The sequence below is a fragment of the Kouleothrix sp. 19917 genome, assembly GCF_057073505.1.
On the sequence record NZ_CP097099.1, the window covers coordinates 7,527,105 to 7,551,246 of the forward strand.

The 24,142-nt window shown below is 64.3% G+C and carries 19 protein-coding genes; 13 read left to right on the forward strand and 6 right to left on the reverse strand.

The genetic code is table 11. The annotated features are described in order from the left end of the window. Positions 1–155: 155 nt before the first annotated feature. Both M1P90_RS30340 and M1P90_RS30345 read right to left on the reverse strand, forming a co-directional pair. Complete coding sequence (locus tag M1P90_RS30340; RefSeq protein WP_483699468.1) at positions 156–851, reverse strand: response regulator; 696 nt, start codon at positions 849–851, stop codon at positions 156–158. Then, the gene (locus M1P90_RS30345) at positions 848–2,311 is read right to left on the reverse strand and encodes an ATP-binding protein (protein WP_483699469.1); all 1,464 of its coding nucleotides are present in this window, start codon (positions 2,309–2,311) and stop codon (positions 848–850) included. The genes M1P90_RS30340 and M1P90_RS30345 overlap by 4 nt, the downstream gene beginning before the upstream one ends. 272 nt (positions 2,312–2,583) lie before the next feature. On the opposite strand from M1P90_RS30345, the gene kdpF reads away from it, so the two are divergent. The 7 genes from kdpF to M1P90_RS30380 all read left to right on the forward strand — a co-directional run bounded on the left by kdpF (position 2,584) and on the right by M1P90_RS30380 (position 11,864). Beyond that, positions 2,584–2,673, forward strand: a complete 90-nt coding sequence (gene kdpF / locus M1P90_RS30350; protein WP_483699471.1) for a K(+)-transporting ATPase subunit F — start codon at positions 2,584–2,586, stop codon at positions 2,671–2,673. Continuing rightward, positions 2,673–4,415 carry a potassium-transporting ATPase subunit KdpA gene (gene kdpA, locus M1P90_RS30355; protein WP_483699473.1) on the forward strand — a complete coding sequence of 581 codons (1,743 nt, stop codon included), beginning with the start codon at positions 2,673–2,675 and terminating at the stop codon, positions 4,413–4,415. Before kdpF ends, kdpA begins: the two co-directional genes overlap by 1 nt. Positions 4,416–4,499: 84 nt before the next feature. After that, positions 4,500–6,635, forward strand: a complete 2,136-nt coding sequence (gene kdpB, locus M1P90_RS30360; protein ID WP_483699474.1) for a potassium-transporting ATPase subunit KdpB — start codon at positions 4,500–4,502, stop codon at positions 6,633–6,635. 259 nt (positions 6,636–6,894) lie between these two features. Continuing rightward, a complete protein-coding gene (gene kdpC, locus M1P90_RS30365) occupies positions 6,895–7,506 on the forward strand; it encodes a potassium-transporting ATPase subunit KdpC (protein WP_483699475.1) in 612 nt (203 codons plus the stop codon). A 10-nt stretch (positions 7,507–7,516) separates the two neighbouring features. Continuing rightward, positions 7,517–7,954 (forward strand): hypothetical protein, encoded by a 438-nt coding sequence (locus M1P90_RS30370; protein WP_483699476.1) that lies wholly within the window; start codon positions 7,517–7,519, stop codon positions 7,952–7,954. Positions 7,955–8,165: 211 nt separating this feature from the next. Then, positions 8,166–10,874 (forward strand): DUF4118 domain-containing protein, encoded by a 2,709-nt coding sequence (locus M1P90_RS30375; RefSeq protein ID WP_483699477.1) that lies wholly within the window; start codon positions 8,166–8,168, stop codon positions 10,872–10,874. Between the two features lie 285 nt (positions 10,875–11,159). Continuing rightward, entirely contained in the window at positions 11,160–11,864 is a 705-nt protein-coding gene (locus M1P90_RS30380) for a response regulator (RefSeq protein ID WP_483699478.1), read from the forward strand. Between the two features lie 100 nt (positions 11,865–11,964). Here the strand turns inward: M1P90_RS30380 and M1P90_RS30385 are convergent, their stop codons facing one another. Together M1P90_RS30385 and M1P90_RS30390 are read right to left on the reverse strand one after the other, a co-directional pair. Then, positions 11,965–13,944 carry an acetoacetate--CoA ligase gene (locus M1P90_RS30385; RefSeq protein ID WP_483699480.1) on the reverse strand — a complete coding sequence of 660 codons (1,980 nt, stop codon included), beginning with the start codon at positions 13,942–13,944 and terminating at the stop codon, positions 11,965–11,967. Between the two features lie 458 nt (positions 13,945–14,402). Beyond that, on the reverse strand, positions 14,403–15,179 hold the full coding sequence (locus M1P90_RS30390) for an SDR family oxidoreductase (protein WP_483699481.1): 777 nt from the start codon (positions 15,177–15,179) through the stop codon (positions 14,403–14,405). A 553-nt stretch (positions 15,180–15,732) separates the two neighbouring features. Between M1P90_RS30390 and M1P90_RS30395 the strand changes: the two genes are divergently transcribed. From M1P90_RS30395 to M1P90_RS30410, 4 genes are all read left to right on the forward strand, one after another. Continuing rightward, complete coding sequence (locus tag M1P90_RS30395) at positions 15,733–16,749, forward strand: LacI family DNA-binding transcriptional regulator (RefSeq protein ID WP_483699482.1); 1,017 nt, start codon at positions 15,733–15,735, stop codon at positions 16,747–16,749. Positions 16,750–16,891: 142 nt separating this feature from the next. After that, complete coding sequence (locus M1P90_RS30400; RefSeq protein ID WP_483699484.1) at positions 16,892–17,722, forward strand: HpcH/HpaI aldolase family protein; 831 nt, start codon at positions 16,892–16,894, stop codon at positions 17,720–17,722. Positions 17,723–17,749: 27 nt separating this feature from the next. After that, a complete protein-coding gene (locus M1P90_RS30405; RefSeq protein ID WP_483699485.1) occupies positions 17,750–18,712 on the forward strand; it encodes a hydroxyacid dehydrogenase in 963 nt (320 codons plus the stop codon). Between the two features lie 98 nt (positions 18,713–18,810). Then, complete coding sequence (locus tag M1P90_RS30410; RefSeq protein ID WP_483699487.1) at positions 18,811–20,301, forward strand: hypothetical protein; 1,491 nt, start codon at positions 18,811–18,813, stop codon at positions 20,299–20,301. 206 nt (positions 20,302–20,507) lie between these two features. Here M1P90_RS30410 and M1P90_RS30415 read toward each other — a convergent pair whose 3' ends face one another. Beyond that, entirely contained in the window at positions 20,508–21,293 is a 786-nt protein-coding gene (locus M1P90_RS30415; protein ID WP_483699488.1) for a class I SAM-dependent methyltransferase, read from the reverse strand. Positions 21,294–21,890: 597 nt separating this feature from the next. On the opposite strand from M1P90_RS30415, the gene M1P90_RS30420 reads away from it, so the two are divergent. Then, positions 21,891–22,085 carry a hypothetical protein gene (locus M1P90_RS30420; protein WP_483699490.1) on the forward strand — a complete coding sequence of 65 codons (195 nt, stop codon included), beginning with the start codon at positions 21,891–21,893 and terminating at the stop codon, positions 22,083–22,085. Between the two features lie 64 nt (positions 22,086–22,149). Here the strand turns inward: M1P90_RS30420 and M1P90_RS30425 are convergent, their stop codons facing one another. Then, entirely contained in the window at positions 22,150–23,583 is a 1,434-nt protein-coding gene (locus tag M1P90_RS30425; RefSeq protein WP_483699492.1) for a DHA2 family efflux MFS transporter permease subunit, read from the reverse strand. Between the two features lie 370 nt (positions 23,584–23,953). Between M1P90_RS30425 and M1P90_RS30430 the strand changes: the two genes are divergently transcribed. Next, complete coding sequence (locus tag M1P90_RS30430) at positions 23,954–24,097, forward strand: hypothetical protein (protein WP_483704709.1); 144 nt, start codon at positions 23,954–23,956, stop codon at positions 24,095–24,097. The last annotated feature ends 45 nt before the right edge of the window (positions 24,098–24,142 follow it).

Here is a 24,142-nt window from a genome sequence, read left to right on the forward strand (position 1 = left end):
GCAGAGCCGCCTGCAAAAGATATACAGCACTCAAACTGGCTCGGTTCCCCAGCGGGGTGCAGGGGCAGCGCGCCCTGCAAAAGATATACAGCACTCAAACTGGCTCGGTTCCCCAGCGGGGTGCAGGGGCAGAGCCGCCCGCAAAACATTTCACTCTACGCCTCGCCCTCCTCCACCTGAAAGCGATAGCCCACGCCCGGCTCGGTGAGAATGTGGCGCGGGCGGGCCGGGTTCGCTTCCAGCTTGCGCCGCAGCTGGGTGATAAATACGCGCAGCGTCGGCACATCCTGCTCGTAGGCTGGCCCCCACACCGTGCGCAGCAATGTGCGGTGGGTCAGCGCACGGCCAGGTTGCGTTGCCAGCGCCCGCAGCAAATCGTATTCTTTGGGCGTCAGGTGCACTTCCTGCCCGCCAGCGAACACCTGCCGCCTGGTAAAATCGATCAGCAGCGCGCCAGCCTGAAGCACTGGCTCACCACTGGCGGCGCGGGCGGCGTGGCGCAACGCAACGCGCATGCGGGCCAGCAGCTCATCGATGCCGAACGGCTTGGTCAGGTAGTCGTCGGCCCCCAGGTCGAGCGCCTGCACCTTGTCGCTTTCGGCGTCGCGCACCGTCAGCACAATAATCGGCACCTGCGACCATGTGCGCAGCTGGCGGCAGACATCCAGGCCGTCCATGCCCGGCAAACCCAGGTCGAGCAGCACAATGTCGGGCCGCCAGCTCCGCGCCAGATCCAGCGCAGCCGGGCCATCGCCCGCCACAGCCACCTCGTAGCCGCGCGCGCCAAGCGTGGTGCGCAGCAGCCGCCCAATCTGCGGCTCGTCGTCCACCACCAGCACGCGCGCATTCACAGAAGGTCCTCGTGCGCGTGCGGCGCGGGCAGCTCGACCGGCTCCAGCGGCAGCGTGAACACAAACGTCGCGCCACCGCCCGGCGTTGATTCCGCCCAGATGCGCCCGCCGTGCGCTTCCACAATGCCCTTGCAGATCGCCAGCCCCAGGCCGGTGCCGTCGGCGTGGCGCTCGGGCGGCGTGGCGCGCACAAATTTCTCGAAAATGCGCTTTTCCAGGCCCGCTGGGATGCCCGGCCCGTGGTCGCGCACGGTCACGCGCACGGCATCGCCCGCCGCTGCCGCCGCGATTTCGATTGGCGAATCGGCGGGCGTGTACTTGAGCGCATTTTCCAGCAAATTCGTCAGCACCTGGTCGATCTCGGTGTAGCTGGCGTACACCAGCGGCAGGTCGGCAGGAAGGTCGACGCTGAGCGGGCGGGCACCGGCGCGCGGGCGCAGGCGATCGGCAACCGCGCCAATCTGCTCGCCCAGGTCGTGCCAGTCGCGGGCAGGGTGCAGCGCGCCGCTCTCGATCCGCGACATTTCGAGCAAATTGCCCACCAGCCGGTTCAGATGGTCGGTTTCGTCGTCGACGGCATGGAGCAGCTCGCGGCGCGTGTCGGCATCCCAGGGCACGCCCTCATCGAGCAGGTTCGTCACCGCGCCTTTGATCACCGAAAGCGGCGTGCGCAGGTCGTGCGAGACGGACGAGAGCAGCGCGCCTTTGACGCGCTCGGCCTCGGCCTGGGCGCGCATGCGGGCGGCTTCTTCGGCCAGCTGCGCCCGTTCGAGCACCAGCACCAGCTGCGCGGCAATCGTTTCCAGGCGGGCGCGCTCGTCGTCGCTCAGCTCGTTGTGCACCGAGCGCTGCGCCACGCGCAGCACGCCCAGCACGCGCGGGCCAACCCGCAAAAAGGTGTCGATGTTGTGTGCTGGAGTCGGCGGCAGCGCGCCCGCCACAGCGCGCTCGCTCAGCAGGCCCTTTTCGTCGTAGATCAGCACGCTGCACAGCGGCACATTTACCAATTGCAGCGTGGTTTGCGCCAGCAGCGGCAGCGCGCGATCCAGCGTCACCTCGGCGCTGAGCGTCTGGCTCAGGTTGTACAGTGCCGAAAGATCGGCGGCGGTGCGCTCGGCGGCGTTGGCCTGGGCGCGCGCGCGGCTGGCCAGCGTGCTTGTGACCACCGCCACCAGCAGAAAGGTCAGCAGGCGCACAATATCTTCGGGGTTGGCGACGGCCAGGGTGTGCAGCGGCGGCACAAAAAAGAAATTAAACGCCAGAAACGCCAGCACCGAGGCCAGAATCGCTGGCACCAGGCCGACGGTGGTGGCGCTTGCAAACACGACCAGCAGGTACAGCAGGGCGATATTTGTTTCGTGCAGGGGCGGCAGCTGCGTCAGCACAACTGTGATCAGCGCAACACCGCCGACGCTCAGGGCATAGCGTCGCTGGGCGCTCCAATGCCGGATTGTGTTCATGGGATGCGGTCTACCTTTCCATGCTCCTCACGCGATGCCCGCCATGATACCAGCTTCTGGCGCATCTTTATACTTCCTTTACGCCCCGCCCCCAAACCCTTACACCGTTTTGACGCCAAAAATCCTACACTATGCCTGCGTTCAACAGGAACGCACGGAGCGCAGCGAATGGAGGATTTCGATGGATCTGCTGTTTCTTGGCATAACAGTGCTGCTGTTCGCCCTTTCGTGGGGCTTTGTGGCGCTGTGCGAGCGACTGTAAGGAGGGGGCCATGACCGCACTCTACCTGGTGGGCGGCGCAATCGCGCTGGCGCTGCTCGTGTACCTGGCCGTTGCGCTACTCAAACCGGAGCTGTTCTGATGACACTCAATGGCATACTGCAAATCGTCGCCTACCTGGCCCTGCTGATCGCGCTGGTCAAGCCGCTGGGCTGGTATATGGCGCGTATCTACGAAGGCGAGCCGGCCGGGCTGAACCGCTGGCTGGGTGGGCTTGAGCGCGGGCTGTACCGCCTGCTCGGCACCAGCGAGCGCGAGGAGATGAACTGGAAGACCTACACGCTGGCGATGCTGCTGTTCAACCTGCTTGGCTTCCTGTTCGTCTACCTGCTCCAGCGCGGCCAGTCGGTTGCGCCGCTCAATCCACAGGCGCTCGGCAGTGTCGCGCCCGATTCGTCGTTCAACACGGCGATCAGTTTTGTGACGAACACGAACTGGCAGGGCTACGGCGGCGAAACGACCATGAGCTACCTGACGCAGATGCTCGGCCTGACGGTGCAGAATTTTGTGTCGGCCGCCAGCGGCATGGCCACGCTGGTCGCGCTGGTGCGCGGCTTGCGCCTGCGCTCGGCGCAGACGATTGGCAACTTCTGGGTCGACATCACGCGCACGACGCTGTACATTCTGCTGCCGCTGGCGATTGTGCTGGCGCTGGCGCTGAGCGCGCAGGGCGTGGTGCAGAACTTCAGCCCGTATCGCACGGTCGCGCTGGTGCAGGCAAGCAGCGACACCCAGGGCAATGCCGTGACGCAGCAGGTGCTGCCGATGGGGCCGGCCGCCTCGCAGATTGCGATCAAGCAGCTTGGCACGAATGGCGGCGGCTTCTTCAACACCAACTCGGCGCACCCGTTTGAAAACCCGACGCCGCTGACCAACCTGCTCGAAATGCTCAGCATTCTGCTTATCCCGGCGGCGCTGTGCTACACCTTCGGCAAAATGGTGGGCGACACGCGCCAGGGCTGGGCCATCCTCGCGGCCATGACGATCATCTTCGTCCCGCTGATGTTGGGCGCGGTGGCGGCTGAGCAAAGCGGCAACCCGCATATCGCGGCGCTGGGCGTGGACACAACCGCCAGCGCGACGCAGCCGGGCGGCAATATGGAAGGCAAGGAATTGCGCTTCGGTATCGCCAACTCGGCGCTCTGGGCCAGCGCAACCACCGCCGCCTCGAACGGCTCGGTCAACGCCATGCACGACTCGTTTACGCCGCTGGGCGGGCTGGTGCCGATGTTCCTGATGAAGCTGGGCGAAGTGATTTTTGGCGGCGTCGGCTCGGGGCTGTATGGCATGCTGGTGTTTGCGATCATTGCGGTGTTTGTGGCAGGCCTGATGGTTGGGCGCACGCCCGAGTACCTGGGCAAGAAGATCGAAGCCTATGAGATGAAAATGGCCTCGCTGATTATTCTCATCCCCGGCGCGCTGGTGCTGATTGGCACCGCCGTGGCGCTGATGAGTGCGGCTGGCACGGCGACGATTGCGAACCCCGGCGCGCACGGCTACAGCGAGGTGCTGTACGCCTTTGCCTCGGCTGGCAACAACAACGGCAGCGCCTTCGCCGGCCTGGGCGCGAACACGCCTTTCTACAACACGGCGCTGGGTATTGCGATGTTCTTTTCGCGCTACTGGCTGGCCATTCCCACGCTGGCGATTGCTGGCTCGCTGGCGCGCAAAAAGGCTGTGCCGGCTGGCCCTGGCACGCTGGGCACGCACACGCCGCTGTTTGTGGCAATGCTGGTGGGCGTGGTGCTGATCGTCGGCGCGCTGACCTTTATTCCCGCGCTCGCGCTCGGCCCGATTGTCGAACATTTGATGATGATCCAGTAGGCAGCAGGCAGTGAGCAGTAGGCAGTAACACTGCGATGCCTACTGCTCACTGCCGACCGCCGACTGCCGACTTTGAGGAAAATTATGACACTCCAACCCAACAAGGCCCGCCCGCTGTTCGACCCGCCGATTTTGCGGCGCGCCGTGGCCGATTCGTTCCGCAAGCTCGACCCGCGCCATCAGGTCAAGAATCCGGTGATGTTCGTTGTCGAGGTGGGCAGCGTCCTCACCACCGCGCTGGCCGCCCAGGCGCTGTTCAGCCAGGGCGACCCTTCGCTGGCTCAGGATTCAGCTCCCGCCGGCTTCGTTGTGGCAATTGCGCTGTGGCTGTGGTTCACCGTGCTGTTCGCGAACTTCGCGGAGGCAATGGCCGAGGGGCGCGGCAAGGCCCAGGCCGATACGCTGCGCAAGGCGCGCCGCGACGTGCAGGCGAAAAAAGTGCTGAATTTTGATGTCTCAGTGTTGAGTTCTGGCGATAGCGCAACGCAAACCTCAAAACTCAGCACGCAAAACTGCTCGGCAAACGATCTGCGCAAAGGCGATGTCGTGCTGGTCGAGGCGGGCGAATTCATCCCGATGGACGGCGAGGCGATTGCGGGCGTGGCCTCGGTGGACGAAAGCGCGATCACCGGCGAAAGCGCGCCCGTCATTCGCGAAAGCGGCGGCGACCGCTCGGCCGTGACGGGTGGCACGCGCGTGCTGAGCGACTGGCTGGTGGTAAAAATTTCCACCAACCCCGGCGAGACGTTTCTCGACCGCATGATTAGCATGGTCGAGGGCGCGAAACGGCAAAAGACACCTAACGAAATCGCGCTGAATATCCTGCTGGCCTCGCTAACGATCATCTTTCTGCTCGCCACCGTCACGCTGCTGCCCTACTCGATCTACAGCGTGCAGGCGGCCGGGCAGGGCACGCCCGTCACGGTCACCGTGCTGGTGGCGCTGCTGGTCTGTCTCATTCCCACCACCATCGGCGGGCTGCTGAGCGCGATTGGCATCGCGGGCATGGACCGCATGATCCAGGCGAATGTGATTGCGATGTCGGGGCGCGCGGTCGAGGCCGCTGGTGACGTGGATGTGCTGCTGCTCGACAAAACTGGCACAATCACGCTTGGCAACCGCCAGGCCACCGCGTTCATCCCGGCCAATGGCGACGGCCCGCAGACCCTGGCCGACGCCGCGCAGCTTTCGAGCCTGGCCGACGAAACGCCCGAGGGGCGCAGCATTGTGGTGCTGGCGAAAGAACAGTACAACATTCGCGAGCGCGACATCCACGCGCTGAACGCCGAGTTCGTGCCATTCACTGCGCAAACGCGCATGAGCGGCGTGAACCTCGACGGCCACGCCATCCGCAAGGGCGCGGCCGACGCGATCGAGGCGTATGTATGCGAGCAGGGCGGCCACTTCCCGCCAGCAGTGCGCGACACCGTCGAAACGATTTCGCGCCAGGGCGGCACGCCGCTGGTGGTGGCCGACGGCGCGCGCGTGCTTGGCACCATTCAGCTCAAGGATATTGTGAAGGGCGGCATCAAGGAGCGCTTTGCCGAGCTGCGGCGCATGGGCATCAAAACCGTGATGATCACCGGCGACAACCCGCTCACCGCCGCGTCAATCGCGGCCGAGGCCGGCGTCGATGATTTCCTGGCCCAGGCCACGCCCGAGGCCAAGCTCAAGCTCATCCGCGAGTACCAGACTGGCGGGCGGCTGGTGGCGATGACGGGCGACGGCACCAATGACGCGCCCGCGCTGGCGCAGGCCGATGTGGCCGTGGCGATGAACAGCGGCACGCAGGCGGCCAAAGAAGCCGGCAACATGGTCGACCTTGATTCGAACCCGACCAAGCTGATCGAGGTGGTCGAAATTGGCAAGCAGCTGCTGATGACGCGCGGCGCGCTGACGACTTTCAGCATTGCGAACGACATCGCCAAGTACTTCGCGATCATTCCGGCGGCGTTTGCCAGCACCTACCCGGTGCTGAATCGTCTGAACGTGATGGGCCTGGCGACGCCCGAAAGCGCGATTCTGTCGGCGGTGATCTTCAACGCGCTGATCATCGTCTTTCTCATCCCGCTGGCGCTGCGCGGCGTGCGCTACCGCGCGGTGGGCGCGGCCACGCTGCTGCGCGACAACCTGCTGATCTACGGCCTGGGCGGCATCGTCGTGCCGTTCATTGGCATCAAGATCATCGACCTGGCGCTGGTGGCGCTGGGGCTGGCGTAGGATTTACGATTGACGATTTGCGATTGACGATTGGCTAAACAGCGAATGTACCGGCGTATCGCATACGCCCAACAACCGACGAAATTTCACCGCAAAGGGCACGAAGCGTTGCAGGTTTGAATGTTTGAATGTTGCAGGTTACTACGAATTGCCAACTGCAAACTGCATACTGCCAACTGCCCGCTGCCGACGAACCTTCGTCCATCGTCTTTCGTCCTCCGTCTACCCGAAATACAGCTTCAAGAAAGAAGTTAGAACCATGGCAACGCTTCGCACACAATTCCGCCCGGCGCTCATCGCGCTGCTGGCGCTCACCTTCATCACTGGCGTAATCTACCCGCTGCTGGTCACGGGCATCGCGCAGGTCGCCTTTCCCTCGCAGGCGAACGGCAGCGTGATCACCAACACCGCTGGTCAGCCCGTTGGCTCGGCGCTGATTGGGCAGGAATGGAGCGCCCCGAAATATTTCTGGGGGCGGCCCTCGGCCACCGCGCCCGCGCCTTACACCGCCTTTAATGGCGATGCGCTCACCGGCTCGTCGGGCTCGAACGCCGGCCCGCTCAACCCAGCGCTGATCGGGCCGGACGGCGCGATTCAGACGCGCATCGACGCCTTGAAGCAGGCCGACCCCGCGAACACCGCGCCCATCCCAGTCGATCTGGTCACTGCGTCGGCCAGCGGGCTCGACCCGCACATCAGCCCGGCCGCCGCCGACTATCAGGTGGCGCGCGTCGCGCAGGCGCGTGGCCTCGACGCGGCGCAGGTGCGCGCACTGGTGGCAGCACACACCGAAGGGCGGCAGCTTGGCTTTCTTGGCGAGCCGCGCGTGAACGTGCTGGAGCTGAATCTGGCGCTCGACGCGCTGAAGTAGGAGCACCGCAATGGACATGATCGATCTGGCCCACCCGCCCGCCGATTGGCGGACTGTTGTGGCGGAGCTGCGCGCTTCCGGCAAAACCGTGCTGCTCACGCTCGATGGCACACTGTGCGGCATTCTCATTCCGCAGGCCGAGCCGCGGCCCGCCGCACACGCCGCGCCCGAGCCAGCCGCGCCCAGGCCCGAGCTGCGCACCTACCTGGAGATGCTGCGCGACGACGCGAGCCTGCTGCCGGTGCGCGATGGCCAGCCGCTGGAATTTGTCACCATGATGAATTCCAGCTATATTGACCCGCAGCAGCTCTACCAGTTCCGCAACCCGCGCACCGGCGAGTTCTTTATCTACCGCGCGCGCGAGCTTCAGCAAGCCATCGGCCGCGTTTTCGCCAGCGTCGATTTCATCCCGCAGCGCCCGAAAGATTTCGTCAGCGGCAAGTCGTGATATGGAAACGAAATAGAAGCGTGTGAGCGCATCCTGAGTAGCGGCGCAGCTGCGTATCGAAGAGTGCGCCAGTCTATTTCACCCAGATGCGGCACGTTCTAACCTGACTTCCAAAGCGTGTGAGCGCATCCTGAGTAGCGGCGCAGCCGCGTATCGAAGGGTGCGCCCGCCCATTTCACACTGCCTATCACCATCACCAGAAAGCACCGCTGTGACAGACTCGCGCCCCGACCCCGACGCACTGCTCGCCCGCGTGCAGGCCGAGCACGAGCGCGCGCGCGGCCGGCTGAAAATCTTCTTTGGCGCGTCGGCCGGCGTGGGCAAAACCTACGCCATGCTCGAAGCCGGCCACGAGCAGCGCGCCGCCGGCGTCGACGTGGTGGCGGGTTATGTCGAAACGCACCGCCGCGCCGAAACCGAGGCCCTGCTCGACGGACTGGAGCTGCTGCCGCGCCGGCGCGTGCCCTACCACGGCGCGACGCTGGAAGAGTTCGACCTCGACGCCGCGCTGGCCCGCCGCCCCGAGCTCATTCTCGTCGACGAGCTGGCGCACAGCAATGCGCCCGAGTCGCGCCACCCCAAGCGCTGGCAGGATGTCGAAGAATTGCTCGACGCCGGGGTAGACGTGTACACCACCGTCAATGTTCAGCACATCGAAAGCCTGAACGACGTGGTCGCGCAGATCACGGGCGTGCTGGTGCGCGAAACCGTGCCCGACCGCGTGGTCGAGCAGGCCGACGACGTGGAGCTGATCGACCTGACGCCCGACGACCTCTTGCAGCGCCTGAAAGAAGGCAAGGTCTACATCGCGCAGCAGGCCGAGCACGCGCTGCAAAACTTCTTCCGCAAAGGCAACCTGATCGCCCTGCGCGAGCTGGCCCTGCGCCGCACTGCCGACCGCGTCGATGCGCAGATGCGCGGCTACCGCGAGGCCCACGCCATTCCGCAAACCTGGCCAGCCGCCGAGCGCATTCTGGTAAGCATCGGGCCGGGCGCGCAGAACGACCGGCTGGTGCGCGCGGGCCGCCGCATGGCCGCCGGCCTCCACGCCGAGTGGCTCGTCGTCACGGTTGAGAATGCCGCCACCGCGCGCCTGCCCGAAGCCGAGCGCGAGCGCATGGCGCAAACCCTGCGCCTGGCCGACCAGCTTGGCGCGGAAACCGTCACGCTCAGCGGGCCGCATGTCAGCGAGGCCGTGCTGGCCTATGCGCGATCGCGCAACGTCTCCAAAATCGTGGTTGGCAAGCCGGCCCGCCCGCGCTGGCAAGACGTGCTGCTCGGCTCGACGGTGGACGAGCTGGTGCGCGCCAGCGGCGACATCGACATTTATGTCATCACTGGCGAGCGCGGCGATGCACCCAGCGAAGGGCCGCGCCTGCGCGTCGAGCGCACCAGCAGCAACGCAAGCTACCTGTGGGGGCCGCTCGCCGTTGGCCTTGCTACGGCGCTGGCCTGGCCGCTTGCGCCCTACGTCGCGCCCGCCAACCTCGTCATGGTCTACCTGATCGGGGTAGTGCTGGTGGCGGCGCGCTTCGGGCGCGGGCCATCGATCCTGGCCGCCGTGCTGAGCGTCGCCGCATTCGATTTCTTCTTTGTGCCGCCCTTTTTCACCTTTGCCGTCTCGGATGTCGAGTATGCGATTACCTTCGCGGTGATGTTGCTGGTTGGCCTGACGATCAGCACGCTGACGGTGCGGCTGCGCGGGCAGGCCGCGATTGCGCAGCAGCGCGAGCGCCGTGTGTCGTCGCTGTACGCGCTCAGCCGCGAGTTCGCCAGCAACCGCAGCCTGGAAAAAGTGCTGCGCGCGGCGGTGCGCAATATCGGGCAAACCTTCGGCAGCCAGGTCGTCATTCTGCTGCCAACCGGCGGCCAGCTCCAGCCGTGGGGGCGCAGCGCCGGCTGGTGGGGCGAGGGCATCAGCGAGCGCACCGTCTTCGCGCCCGACCCGCACGACCAGGGCGTGGCGCGCTGGGTGTTCGATCACGGCAAAATGGCCGGGCAGGGCACCGACACGCTGCCTGCCGCGCAGGGCCTCTACCTGCCGCTCGTCGCCTCACTCGGCATTGTTGGCGTGCTGGGCGTGCGGCCCGCCCAGCGGCGCGCGCTCACGCCCGAGCAGCTGCAACTGCTCGAAACCTTTGCCAGCCAGACCGCCCTGGCGCTTGAGCGTATCGAGCTGGCCGAAGAAGCCCAGCGCGCCCAGCTTCGCGCCGAAACCGAGCGCCTGCGCAGCTCGCTGCTGAGCGCCGTCTCGCACGATCTGCGCACGCCGCTGGCTGCGATCACCGGGGCCACCAGCACGCTGCGCGACCAGCACGCCGCGCTCGACCCGGCCACCCGCGACGAGCTGCTGCAAACCGCCGCCGACGAAGCCGAGCGCCTGAATCGCCTGGTGAGCAACCTGCTCGACATGACTCGTCTGGAGGCCGGCGCGGTGCAGGTGCAGAAAGAATGGCAGCCGCTCGAAGAAGTGATCGGCGCGGCGCTGGCCCGCCTCGACACGCAGCTACGCGACCGGCCGGTCGGCATCGACCTGCCCGACGACATGCTGCTGGTGCCGCTCGACAGTGTGCTGTTCGAGCAGGTGCTGATCAACCTGCTGGAAAACGCGATCAAGTACGCGCCGCCCGCCAGCCCAATCGACATCCGCGCCGCCGCGAGTGGCGACAGCGTCACGCTCGAAGTGGCCGACCGCGGGCCGGGCATCCCGCCCGGCGACGAGCAGCGCATCTTCGAAAAATTCTACCGCGCGGCGGGCAGCGGCGCGAGCGGCGCGGGCCTGGGGCTGGCGATCTGCTGGGGTATTGTCGCGGCGCACGGCGGGCGCATCTGGGCCAGCAACCGGCCGGGCGGTGGCAGCATCTTCCACATCGTGCTACCATTGGGCGGCGCGCCGCCCGCGTTGCGAGATACCATATAACCACCAAGGCACGAAGACACCAAGTTTTAACGACGTCTTCAGGATTCAGGTGTCAGTATTCAGAAGCTTTTGGCTTCCTGAAGCCTTCTTATAACACCAAAGTTGTTCGATTGATCTGGCCGCTCTCTTTAATCTCATTCGCATCCCATCCATATGCTGTAATTTCGCGCAAAGCGCGAAATTACAGCATAAAAAAAGAAAAGTACCTTGCTGCCGCAGGCTATAAACGCATAACGTGCTGCTGCAGGCTAAAAAAGCAGAACTGCTTCCGCAGATCATAAAATAATGGAAACAGAACAAACTCAGGCGCATATTCTCGTGATCGACGACGAGCCAGCCATCCGTCGTTTCCTGCGTGCGACGCTCACCGGGCACGGCTATACCCTGCTCGAAGCCGCAACCGCGCAGGCGGGCATTGCGCTGGCCGCCGAGCGCCAGCCCAACGTCATTCTGCTCGACCTCGGCCTGCCCGACCTCGACGGGCTCGACGTTACCAAGCAGCTACGCGAGTGGACCAGCACGCCGATCATTGTGCTGTCGGCGCGCGGGCAGGAGCACGACAAAGTTGCCGCGCTTGAAGCCGGCGCCGACGATTACCTCACCAAGCCGTTCGGCGTTGCCGAGCTGATGGCGCGCATCAAAGTCGCGCTGCGCCACGCCGCCCGCAGCGCCCAGCCCTCCGGCGAAAGCGTGTTTGCGGTTGGCAGCCTGCGCGTCGATCTGAGCCGGCGGCTGGTGCAGGTGAATGGCGCCGAGGTGCATCTTTCGCCCATCGAGTACAAGCTGCTCGCCACGCTCATCCGCCACGCCGGCAAGGTCATTACGCACCAGCAGTTGCTGCGCGAGGTCTGGGGCCCGGGCTACGGCGAAGAAGCGCACTATCTGCGCGTGTATATGGGCCAGCTGCGCCACAAGCTCGAAGCGACACCCGCCCGCCCGCGCTACCTGCTCACCGAGCCGGGCGTTGGCTACCGCCTGCAGGTGGAGTAGCGGCGCGCGGGGATTGGTAATGATACGCATCCTGAGTAGCGCGAAGCGCGTACCGAAGGGTGCGCTTTCCTAATGACACACTACAACGCATAGCGTCGTATCATCCTTGCATCTTCATCTTCTCCGCCAGCGCCAGAAAGAAATCCAGCGCGGCGGGGTTGCGCAGCGAACCGGCGCTCAGCGCGACTTCGGGCGCGTGGCCCAGCAGAATGCGCCGGATCGGCACCTCCAGCTTCTTTCCGCTCAGCGTATACGGCACCTCGCCAATCGCAAAGATCGCGTCGGGCACGTGGCGCGGCGAAATCTCGCGCCGCAGCGTTTGCCGAATGCGCGTCTGGAGCGCATCATCCAGCGCCACGCCCTCGCGCAGCACCACAAACAGCGGCATGTACGACTCGCGGCCCAGCAGCTCCAGATCGACAATTAGGCTATCCACGATCTCAGGGATCGACTCAACTGCCCGGTAGATTTCGCTCGTGCCCATGCGAATGCCCTGCCGGTTGATTGTCGAGTCCGAGCGCCCGTAGATCACGCAGCCGCCGCGCGCATTGATCTTGATCCAATCGCCATGCCGCCACACGCCGGGGTACATGTCGAAGTAGCTCGCCAGGTAGCGCGCGTTGCCGGGGTCGTTCCAGAAAAACAGCGGCATCGAAGGCATGGGCGCGGTGATCACCAGCTCGCCCACTTCATCCAGCAGCGGGCGGCCATCGGGGTCGAATGACTGCACCAGCGCGCCCAGCGACGCGCCCTGAATTTCGCCTGCGTAGATCGGCTGGATGCGCGCGCCGCCCACAAACGCCGTGCACACGTCCGTTCCGCCACTCAGCGATTCCAGCGCCAGGCGCGGGTTGATGTGCTCATAGATCCACGCAAACCCACTCGACGCCAGCGGCGAGCCGGTCGAGCCGAGGGCACGGATGGCGCTCAGGTCATAGCGCTCGTTCGGGCGAATTTCCGCCTTCATGCAGGCCGCGATAAACGCCGCCGAAGTGCCAAAGTAGGTCGCCCCAGCGCGCGCGGCCAGCTCCCACAGCGCGTTCATGTCGGGCCAGGCCGGGCTGCCGTCGTACAGGATCACGCTGCACCCGGTCAGCAAGCTGCCGACCAGGTAGTTCCACATCATCCAGCCAGTGCTGGTGAACCAGAAAAAGCGGTCGGCTGGCGTGATGTCGTTGTGGAAAGTCAGCGCCTTGAGGTGTTCGAGCAGAATGCCGCCGTGGCCCTGCACAATCGGCTTGGGCAGGCCAGTCGTACCCGACGAGTACAAGATCCACAGCGGGTGATCGAAGGGCAGTTGCGCGAACTGGTAGTCGGCGGGTGCCACTGGCGCGGCGAGTGCGTCGACCCAGAGGATCGTGTCTGGCAAGGCGTCGGCGCTCAGGCATGGCAGCAGGATGGTTTGCCGCAGGCTTGGCAGCGCGGCCTGCAGTTCGCCCACAATCGCGCGCCGGTCGAAGGGCTTGCCGCCATACACGTAGCCATCGGTCGCAATCAGCACGCTCGGCGCAATCTGCGTGAAGCGGTCGAGCACGCTGCGGGTGCCGAAGTCTGGCGCGCAGCACGACCAGATCGCGCCAATGCTTGCCGCCGCCAGCAGCGCCACAATCGCCTCGGGCACGTTCGGCAGGTAGCCCACCACCCGGTCGCCGGCCTGCACGCCCATGCGGCGCAGCGCCGCCGCCAGCCGCTGGCTCTGGTCGAGCACTTCCTCCCAGCTCAGGGTCACAAGCGGCTGGCCCTCGGCCTGGTAGAAGATCATCGGGCGCTCGGCGCTGCGCTTGCGGAAGATATTTTCGGCGTAGTTCAGCCGCGCGCCGGGGAACCACTGCGCGCCCGGCATGGCGCGCTCGGCCAGCACCACGCTCCCGCGCTCCGAGGCCAGCACGCCGCTGTAGTCCCACACGCTGCCCCAGAATTCTTCCAGCCGCTCCACCGACCAGCGCCACAGCGCGGGGTAATCGTCAAAATCGAGGCCGCGCTCGTCGCGCAGCCAGCGCATATAGTCGCTCAGGTTGGCGCGGGCACTATCCTCAGCGCTTGGCTGCCAGAGCAGGTCGCCTTCGTGTATTGTCGCCATTGCGGGCCTCCTTGCTTCGGCCGGCACGCCATTGGGCCGGGCTGCGCACCATTATAGAGCAATGGGCCACGGCAGGCACCAAGTTCACCGCGCGAAAGCTGGTGAGGCCACAAAGACTCGCAGATTGAAGCTACATTCGGTGATCTCCGTGCACTCTGTGGCTCAACCGCCCTACGCTTTACAAACGTCCGCAATCTGCGAAATCTGCGGAAGATAGAGCATAGCGCGCACCCTTCGATACACGCTTCGCGCTACTCAGGATGCGCTTCTGATGCACATTGCTTCATTAGCCTTTGCGAAATCTGCGGATGCAGCTACCTGGCTTTTCTAACCACAAAGACTCGAAGAATCAAAGAGTGAAGCTACACTCGGTGATCTCTGTGCGCTCTGTGGCTCAACCGCCCTGCGCTTTACAAACGTCCGCAATCTGCGAAATCTGTGGACAAATTCCTGCATCCTCAAAACAACAGCGAAGCCCCGCCATCCACATAGATTTCGACCCCTGACACATGCCGGCTCAGGTCGGAAGCCAGGAACAGGCACACATCCGCCACCTCACGCGGCTCGGCGCGGCCCTTGTTGATCGCCGGGTTGCCCTTCGGTAGCTGGATGGCGATCGCAATGCTCTCGGTATTGCGCCGCTCGGTGCGCTGCCCGATGTTGGTGCGGATCGCGCCCGGGCATACCGCGTTGCAGCGGATGTTGTGCGGCCCCAGCTCCAGCGCCAGCATTTTGATAAACACCACCTGCGCGGCCTTCGAGGTGCTGTACGCGCTCGCCCCGGGGTACGCGAAGCTGCGCGTGCCATTCACACTGCTGGTGGTGATGATGCTGCCGCCGCCCGCGCGCTTGAGGTGCGGCACGGTGAAATGCGCGGTCAGGTAGGTGCCTTTCAGGTTCGTGTCGATCGTGCGGTCCCAATCCTCAGGCTCCAGCTCCTCGATTGGCGCGAACACGCCATTAATGCCGGCGTTCGCATACACAATATTGAGCTGCCCGAAATGCGCCACCGCCTGCGCCACCGCCCGCTCGACCGAGGCGGGCTCGCGCACATCGCATTCCACAAACAGGGCATCGCCGCCACGCGCCGCAATCGTCGCACGCACCTGCTCGCCGGCCTCGGGCTGCATATCGGCCAGCACCACCCGCGCCCCTTCTTCGGCAAAACGTTCGGCCGTGCCCGCGCCAATTCCGCTCGCCCCGCCGGTAATAAACGCCACTTTTCCGTCAAGCATTCCCATGTGCGCCAACCCTTCCTGGTGCATCAAAAAGCCTCGCTGCTGCGCATTCTGGTGCAAGCGCTTGCATCGCTGCGATGATAGGGGAGAAGCGCGTGCCTGTCAATATTCGCAGGAGTCAGAAGTGAGAAGTCAGGAGTCAGAAGGGTTTTGCATGAGATGGGACACGGATAAACGCTGACGAACGCCGATGGATGGTTTCATATCCAACTCGTCCGCGCTCTCCGCGTGCGTCCGCGTCCTGTTTATTCATATTGGACGCGGATAAACACTGACGAACGCCGATGGATGGTTTCATATCCAACTCATCCGCGCTCTCCGCGTGCGTCCGCGTCCTGTTTATTCATATTGGACGCGGATAAACGCTGACGAACGCCGATAGATGGTTTCATATCCAACTCATCCGCGCTCTCCGCGTGCGTCCGCGTCCTGTTTATAGCCGTGTTGACAAAGCCAGGCCCAGCGTGTAGGATAAGAAAACGCAAGCGCTTGCAATATGCACTACCATTCTGCCCCGCCCACCAGCCGCTCTTGTGCGAGGCACGCAGCCATGCCCGACCTGACGCTCGACGATATTGCCCGGATGGCCGGCGTTTCGCCGTCCACGGTGTCGCGCGTGCTGAACAATCTCGTCGGCACGCGCTCCAAGGCGCGGGCGCGGGTGCTCAAAGTGCTGGCCGAAACGTCATTTCAGCCCAACGCCGCCGCGCGCTCGCTGGCCTCGCAGCGCTCGCAGGTGATTGGCCTGCTGGTTCCCGCGCCCGCCAGCACCGTGCTTCACAACCCCACCGTGCTGCAATTTGCCGAACAGGTCACGCAATCGTGCCACGAGCGCGGCTATTTGCTCAGTCTGTTCCTGCTCGGCAGCGCCGACGACGAGCAGCTTGCTCTGCCCAAGATCACGCGCCGCGGCTTCGTGGATGGCATCATCGTGCGCGGCGCCGACGACCGTGCCAGCGAGCCGCTGCTGCGCCGCCTTTCGGCCAGCGGCGTGCCATTTGTCGCGCTTGGCCGGCCCCGCGACCTCGAGCACGTCAGCTATGTTGCGGTTGACCATAGCAGCGCCGCGCACAGCGCCATCAGCCACCTGCTCGGCCATGGCCGGCGGCGCGTCGCGCTGCTGGTTGGCTCGCTCGAAACCTTTGCCAGCCAGGAGCGGCTGGCCGGCTATCGCAGCGCCCTGGCCGAGAGGCGCATCCCGTTTGACGACAATCTCGTCGCGGCGGCCGGCATGAACAACGGCTACAGCGCAACCCAGCAGCTCTTGCAGCACGGGCCCGACGCGATCTTTCTGCCCACACGCATGGCGCTCGACGTGCTGCGCGCCATCGGTAATGCCGGGCTGCGCGTGCCCGCCGACATTGCGCTGGTCGGCTTTGAAGACCTGCCGCTCGCCCAGCAGACCGACCCGCCGCTCACGGTGGTGCGCCAGCCAATGCCCGCCATGGGCAAGCACCTGGTCAGCATGCTGCTCGACATTATGGAAAATGGCGCCGATCCGCCGCGCCGCGTGGTCTTTCCGCAGGAGCTTTTCATTCGCCAGTCGTGCGGCGCGCTTGCTTCCTGATACGCTTTCAGCGCAGGGGTTGATTGTTCCTATGCACTACGCACTACGCACTTTTGGCACCATAGTGCGTTATGCGTATATCACAACGTATAGTTCCTAAATTCGTGACAACCTCACCCTATTTCACCAAAGGAGGCGTACCGTGGACAGTTTCCGGTCGAAGAAGATCGCCACCAACCCGGTCACCGAAAAGCTGCGCGGCGGGCAGCCATGCGTCGGCAGCTGGCTCACGCTTTGCTCGCCTGTTTCGGCCGAAAGCCTGGCCAACATGGGCTGGGATTGGCTGGTGGTCGACGTTCAGCACAGCCCGGTCGGCTTTGACACCATGGTCAACTGTTTTCGCGCCATCCAGCTTGGCGGCGCGGTGCCGCTGGCGCGCGTGCCCTGGAACGAAACAATCTGGATTCAGCGCACGCTCGACGCTGGCGCGCTCGGGCTGGTGGTGCCAATGGTCAACTCGCGCGCCGACGCCGAGGCCACCGTCAGCAACATGCGCTACGCCACGCGCGGCCAGCGCAGCTACACCACCAGCCGCGTCGCCGCCTACCTCGACGTTGATTACCGCACCTGGGCCGACGACAACCTGGCCGTGATTGTGATGATCGAAACGATTCAGGCGGTCGAGCAGGCCGAGGCCATCCTGAGCGTCGATGGCGTGGTTGGCTGCTTTATCGGACCGAACGACCTCGCGCTCTCTATGGGCATCACCATGAAGGAAACCGGGCCGGGAACCGAGCACGAAGCCGCCATGCTCCACGTGCTCGAAGCGGCGAAAAAAGTCGGGCGCGCGGCCGGCAAACACTGCTTCACCGCTGGCGAGGTCAGCATGCGCATCGGCCAGGGCTTCCAGTTCCTGGCGCTCGCCAGCGACGGCGCGTTTCTCGCCAAAGCCGCGCAGGCCGAGCTAAATGCGGTCGATTTCGCCGGCACCGCCAGCGCCAGCGCGCAGGACCTTTCTGGCAAACTGTATTAAGCCGCCACTCAACGAGGAGTTCCGCCAATGAAGCCAAAAGTCTGGACCGAGGTTGCGCTGCATCCCGAGGCGCTGGCGCGTCTGCAAGCCGTCGCCGAGGTTGTGGGCGGCAGCTACGATACCCTGCCCGGCGCCGAAGCCGCCGTGATCGGGTCGAGCCAGGTCAGCACCGCGTTCATCGAGCAGGCCGGGCCGGGGCTGAAACTGGTTGTGCGCCACGGCATTGGCTACAACACGCTCGACGTGCCGACGGCCACGCAGTATGGCGTGATGTGCGCCAACACGCCCGACGCCCCCACCGAAAGCACCGCCGAGCAGGCTGTGGGCTTGCTGCTGGCTGTCGCCAAAGTGATTGCAAAATCCGACCGCTGGCTGCGCAACAACGCGCCGTGGACGCTCAACGACCTGCGCGGCGTGGAAGTGCGCGATCGCGTGCTCGGCGTGGTTGGCTACGGCCGCATCGGGCGGCGCGTGGCCGAAATCTGCGCGCTCGGCCTGCGCATGCCCACCATCATCTTCGATCCATTTCTGAGCAGCGCGGCCACCCTGCCCGAGGGCATGACGCAGGTCGATAGCCTGGAAGCACTGCTGCCGCAGGCCGACTTCCTCACGCTGCACACGCCGCTCATGCCCGAAACCACCCACCTGATGAGCGACGCGCAGTTCGCCATGATGAAGCCGGGTTCATTCCTGATCAACGTCAGCCGCGGGCCGGTGGTCGATGAGGCCGCGCTGATTCGCGCGCTCCAAAGCGGGCATCTCGGCGGCGCGGGCCTGGATGTGTTCGACCCCGAGCCGCCCAGCCCCGACAACCCGCTCCTGCGCATGGAAAATGTCGTTGTGACGCCACACGTCGCCAGCAACACCGACAAGGGCTACTGGCGCATGTCGCAGGGCGTGGTCGATCAGGTCATTCAGGTGCTGAATGGCGAGTGCCCGGCCTGCCTGATCGACGCCGCCGCCTGGCCCGGGCGTATGCAGACGCAGTAATATTTGATCCACAGATTACGCAGATTGCACAGATTGACTTTCTCAAGCACAACACAATCTGCGTCATCTGCGTAATCTGTGGATAATCTCGCAAAAATATGAGCAATACACATCTTGAACACCTTGGCCCAAACGCGCGCGACCTCGCCGAGCGTTCGCTGAACTGGATGGATGGTTGCTGGAACGACGCGGCTGGCCTGTTCCAGATGCCCAATCGCGCCTTCTACGAAGATGGCAATGTGCGCGCGGACGTTCACCTTGTGCGCGAAACTGCCTGGTACGCGCTTGGCCTGCTGCTGCGCAACCAGTCCGGCGACGCCGCCCGCGCCAGCCGCGCCATTGACGCGCTGCTGAACTACCAGTTCGACGCGCCCGGCGAGCCCTATCACGGCACATGGTATCGTTCGCCGCACGAGCCGCTGCCCCCGCCCGGCGCGGTCGTCTGGCGCGACTACGACCCGAACTGGCGCGAGTTCATCGGCACGGCGCTGGCCGTCGCGCTGCTCGAATACCCGGCACTGCTGCCCGAACCATTGATCGCCCGCATCGACACCGCGCTGCGCCGCGCAATTGCCGGCACGCTGGCGCGGAATGTGCCCGCAAGCTACACCAACATCGCGCTGATGACGGCCTTTCTGCTCGATTTTGGCGCGGCGCGCTTCCGCGAACCGGCGTGGCGGGCTAAATCCGAGCAGCTCGCCGCCGAGACTCTTCAGCGTTTCCGCGCCAACCGCACCTTCGACGAATACAACTCGCCAACCTACTACGCAATCGACCTGTATGCGCTGGCGCTGTGGCGTTCTTACGCATCCGCGCCAGCGTTGCGCGCAGCCGGGGCCGAAATGGAAGCTGCGCTGTGGAGCGACATTGCGCAGTTCTACCACGCTGGGATGCGCAACCTCGCCGGCCCCTACGACCGCAGCTATGGCATGGACATGCGCCGCTACGTGGCAGGCGTGGGCATGTGGATCTGGCTGGGGTGTGGCTACGCGCGCGCGCCCTTCCCCGACCTCAGCCAGCCATTCGAGCACAGCTGGGATTTCGCGATTGCGCCGCTGGTTGCGCTGCTGGGCGCGCACATCCCCGCCGAGGCGCTGCCGCACTTCCTCGCATTCCAGGGTGAGCGCCAGGTCGAGCGGGTGATCGCTACCGAACCGCGGCGCGTTGCCACCGCCTGGCTCGGCCCGCGCCTCATGCTCGGCGCAGAAGACTCGTCCAGCAGCCACGTCATGAACGAGCAGTTTCACCCCGCAACCGCGCACTGGCAGGCTGCGGGCGGGCAGCTTGGCTGGCTGCGGCTGCGCACCAGCGCGCCCACCGACGCCTGGGCCGAGCGCGAGCGCCTGTCACTCGTTTGCGCGCAGCCCGCCAGCCACGACTCAACCCTTGTGTTTCAGATCGCGGCGGAAGGTGTCGATCTTGCTGCGCTGCGCCACGACCATTGGGCGCTGCCGGGGCTTTCCGTGCGCGTCGAGACAAACGCAGCCGGCCCGCATGTCACGCGCAACGGCGACCTGGCCGAGATTCGCTACACTGCTGACGCCACAAACGCGCCGGTTCGCTTCACGCTATGGTTCGAGCAGGAGTAATCGCGAAGGCAAGCACGTACTTCTGCCAGCTTGCTTCTGTCACCAATGTATCCTCCATCGTATCAGGGCAGGCACCTAGTGCATTATCAAGAAAGCAATGCGGAAATCGGGTAAGAGTTTCTGCATTGTAATCACCAAAACCTATCCCCCCTTCCCTGAACCCTGCGCTGAAAGCGCACTATCAGGCACCTGCCCGCACATATTCATCACCCAATCTTCCAGGCGCGCAGGCCAAGAAACACCGGGAATTCGCGGTTGGCAAGGTTCTCGGCGCGCGCGTGCGGCCCTTCCGGCGCACTTTGGTAGGTTGGCAGCTCCAGCAGCCGGTCGATCAGGAGGCCACTGTCGGCCAGGGCGCGCACATAGGCCTCAAGCGGGCGGTGGTAGCTGCGTGTTGCGCCACGCCCGCCAGGGTAGCTCTTGAGCGGCACCGCCAGCGGCGTCAGGTAGCGATCGACTCGCCGGTAGCGCAGCTTGCGACCTTCATCCCACCCCCAGCCACTCTGGCGCGGCACCCGAAAACAGGGATGTGTCATCAGAATCACCAGCCGCCCGCTGGGGCGCAGCGCCCACGCCGCCGACGCCAGCACCGCATCAAGCGGGTCCATGTCCTGCACGCTCAGCAGAAACACCGCGCCATCGAAAGAGCTGGCGCGCAGCCCATGCAGCTGGTCGAGGCGGGCCGCATCGCCAAGCAGAAACTTGCCGTGCGCGCCATGCGTGCGGCGCGCATAGGCAAGCAGGCGCGGGCTCGCATCGACCCCGAGATAGCTCGCGCCGGCCTCGGCAATTGCTGGGGCCAGCACGCCCGGCCCTGCACCAATATCCAGAATCTGCTCGCCGGGTGCGGGTGCAAGCAGGCCAAGCACTGCCGGGATCGCCAGGTAGCGGTGGTGCTCGCTGCCCGCTTCACCGACCCAGCCAGCATACCAATTGGCCACCGGGTCCCATCCTGCGCCCTGGCCAAACCGGCGACGTTTGCGCTGATCCATGGTGGACGTTCCTCTCTGCGTGTATCGGCACCGGGCGCATATTGCGCCATCGCGCGCCGGGAACCTGGTCGTCCGTCACGTACTGCAGCCGAGCAATCACCAGTCGTAATCGAGTACACATAGGTCCTCCATAGTGAAAAATGATGAACGAAAACACAAAGCCGGGCCAGTGTGCGTGCGCCTGCACACACCCCGGCCCGGCAAAAAGAAAGGCCGCAGGCACTACGCCTACGGCCCGATGGTTCGCGAGAGAAGGAAGATCAGTCGCTCAGCATCCGCAGCGGCGCAGCCAGGCTGCACGCATCGTCGACTCCGAGCACGCGGGTGCGATACTCGACGCAAACGATCTGGACGCTGACGAAAGTCACCGACACGGTTAACTCCTAACCTTCCTTAGATAGTGGCCGCAGAATACCACGGCACAATACTTGTGTCAATCGGGCAGCAGGAGCATTCAGTGCCTCCGCTTACAGCATTCGTCACAATGGATGAGCCGTCAATCTTGTACGCGATAGCTTTCTGATGCCTTAGTGCTGCTGACGACTGGCTTCTGCTGACTGCCGACTGCTTTACGCCAGCGCCATGCCAGGGATGCGCTTGCGAATGGCCCCCAGCTCGGGGCTGATGACGCAGCCAGGCAAGCGCGATCTGCGCGCGGCTGACACCGTGAGCCTCCGCGACCAGCCAGGGTGCGTGGTGGCACGCTTGCGCGCGACCGGGCGTGCGGCACATGCCAAGCACCTGGCTGCCCGGCATCCCGATGAACTGGCCGGCACCAGCACTGCGGGGTAACAGCAAGCGCTCCTGGGCTTGACTCTTCCAGGTGAACCAGGCGCAGAAGCACTTGTGCGCTGTTTCAGTGCATGACGGCGGGCGAAGTCTCAGCACCGGCAGCGTTGGCGCGCATCGACGCGGCGGCGTCGGCGTCGCGCAGCGTGAAGGCGATCAGCGCGCCAATCAGCGCCAGGGCAGCGGCAGATGCAAATGCTGCGTAGTAACCGGCGAACTGAGGCAGCCCCGCGCCAGACGCGGTGCCCATTGCCGCGAGGAGGCTGCTCGCCAGCGCCACGCCTGACGCGCCCCCAAGCTGATTCTGGGCTTGAAACAACACCGAGGCACGCCCGGTCTCGGCGGGAGAGATTGTGGCGAATGCGGCCACGCCAACCGGCAAGAAAACGTATGCCATGCCCGCACCCGTTGCAAACATCAGCAAGCGCACAATCCACAGGCTGGTGCCCGGCCCAACGGTGCAGAACAGCGCGATCATGACGGCGACCCACAGCAGCCCAAAGCCCATCAGGCGGCGCGGGCCAACCCGCGAGTATAGCCGCCCGACGATCTGCGACGAGGCCAGCACACCGAGCGCTTCGGGGAATGTCGACAGCCCGGTCTCAAACGCTGTGTGGCCGAGGCCCTGTTGCAGAAATAGCGGCACCGCGAACAGCAGGCCAATAAAGCCAGCCTGGCCGAACAGCGAAACAAGGTTTGAGGTGCGAAACAGGTGGTTGCCAAACAGCCGCGGCTGGATCATCGGGTTCGCCAGGCGCAGCTCGATAAACACCATCGCAATCAGCGCGGCCAGGCCAATCGCCAGACACGCCAGAATGCGCCAGGAACCCCAGCCATACACACTACTCTGGGTGATGGAATACATCAGCAGCGCAAAACCAGCGCTCGCCAGCACAAAACCTTTCAGATCGAAGCCACCCGCCTGCGGCTCGCGGTGCTCGCGCAGGTACATGAAGCCGAACAGCAAGGTGACCAGCCCGAGCGGCACATTCACAAAAAACACCCAGTGCCACGAAAAGTGATCGACCAGGAAGCCGCCGAGCACTGGCCCGCTGGCCGGCGCGATCACCGTCGGCACAATCATAATCCGCGACACGCGCACGCGCTCGTGCGGCAGAAAGGTTCGGTACAGCATCGCCGTGCCAATTGGCGTCAGCACGCCAGATGCAGCGCCTTGCAGAATACGCGCACCCACAAGCTGGCCCAGCGTCATTGATAACCCGCACAGCGCCGAGGCGAAGGCGAACAGCGCCAGTGCTGCCAGAAATATGCGCTTGCTGCCCCAGCGATCGCCAACCCAGCCAGCCACCGGGATCGTCACCGCCATGCTCACGAGGTACGCCACCACAATCACATCGGTGGCAGCAATGCCAACACCGAAATCGCGACTGATCGTAGAAAGCGCCACGTTGACAATCGTCCCATCCATAATACTCATGAACAACGAGGCCACAAAAACCAAAAACACCGCTACGCGCGGGCTTGTCAGTCGTCCTATCACAACGCCAAACTCCTAATTACTCTGGCAAGAAAGTTCGTGTATACAACGGGCAAGCTTCCAGGAAGCTACTCTGGCTACCAGATTGAAGGAAAACTGGCTTGAGCTTCCTGGAAGCTGAGTACAGGGAAATTTATTTTCCAGAGTACTAATCCTGTTTCATCAATCGCATGAACGAACTTCCAAAAAGTTTCCATGCTGGTGCATTATACCTGAGGCTGTGGGCAGAATTGCGCTGCGGAGTATCAACGGCAGGGCCAGCCAATGTTGAAATGGTATCAAAAGTTTTGCGCGTGTTGGCTAGGCCGATGCCTTCAACCGTGGTCAGAAAGGCGACGCATTCAAGCTCGACGAGACACTAAACTCGGACGCGCTGCACCTTCAGATCTACCCGGTTATTGTTGGGGCTGGCAAGCGGCTGTTTGGGGAAACGGGCGCGACAAAGCGGCTACGGCTCAGATCTGCGAAAACTGTTGGCAGCGGCTTTCACATTCTGATCTACGAGCGCAATAGGTGATAGTGGTGCGGTGAGGGTTTTCACGAATATGGACGAAGAAATGCG

Coding starts and splice junctions, on each gene's coding strand:
- M1P90_RS30415 (WP_483699488.1), bottom strand. CDS start 21,293: ATGGATCAGCGCAAACGTCGCCGGTTTGGCCAGGGCGCAGGATGGGAC.
- M1P90_RS30385 (WP_483699480.1), bottom strand. CDS start 13,944: ATGGCGACAATACACGAAGGCGACCTGCTCTGGCAGCCAAGCGCTGAG.
- M1P90_RS30395 (WP_483699482.1), top strand. CDS start 15,733: ATGCCCGACCTGACGCTCGACGATATTGCCCGGATGGCCGGCGTTTCG.
- kdpC (WP_483699475.1), top strand. CDS start 6,895: ATGGCAACGCTTCGCACACAATTCCGCCCGGCGCTCATCGCGCTGCTG.
- M1P90_RS30405 (WP_483699485.1), top strand. CDS start 17,750: ATGAAGCCAAAAGTCTGGACCGAGGTTGCGCTGCATCCCGAGGCGCTG.
- kdpF (WP_483699471.1), top strand. CDS start 2,584: ATGACCGCACTCTACCTGGTGGGCGGCGCAATCGCGCTGGCGCTGCTC.
- M1P90_RS30390 (WP_483699481.1), bottom strand. CDS start 15,179: ATGCTTGACGGAAAAGTGGCGTTTATTACCGGCGGGGCGAGCGGAATT.
- kdpB (WP_483699474.1), top strand. CDS start 4,500: ATGACACTCCAACCCAACAAGGCCCGCCCGCTGTTCGACCCGCCGATT.
- M1P90_RS30370 (WP_483699476.1), top strand. CDS start 7,517: ATGGACATGATCGATCTGGCCCACCCGCCCGCCGATTGGCGGACTGTT.
- kdpA (WP_483699473.1), top strand. CDS start 2,673: ATGACACTCAATGGCATACTGCAAATCGTCGCCTACCTGGCCCTGCTG.
- M1P90_RS30345 (WP_483699469.1), bottom strand. CDS start 2,311: ATGAACACAATCCGGCATTGGAGCGCCCAGCGACGCTATGCCCTGAGC.
- M1P90_RS30410 (WP_483699487.1), top strand. CDS start 18,811: ATGAGCAATACACATCTTGAACACCTTGGCCCAAACGCGCGCGACCTC.
- M1P90_RS30380 (WP_483699478.1), top strand. CDS start 11,160: ATGGAAACAGAACAAACTCAGGCGCATATTCTCGTGATCGACGACGAG.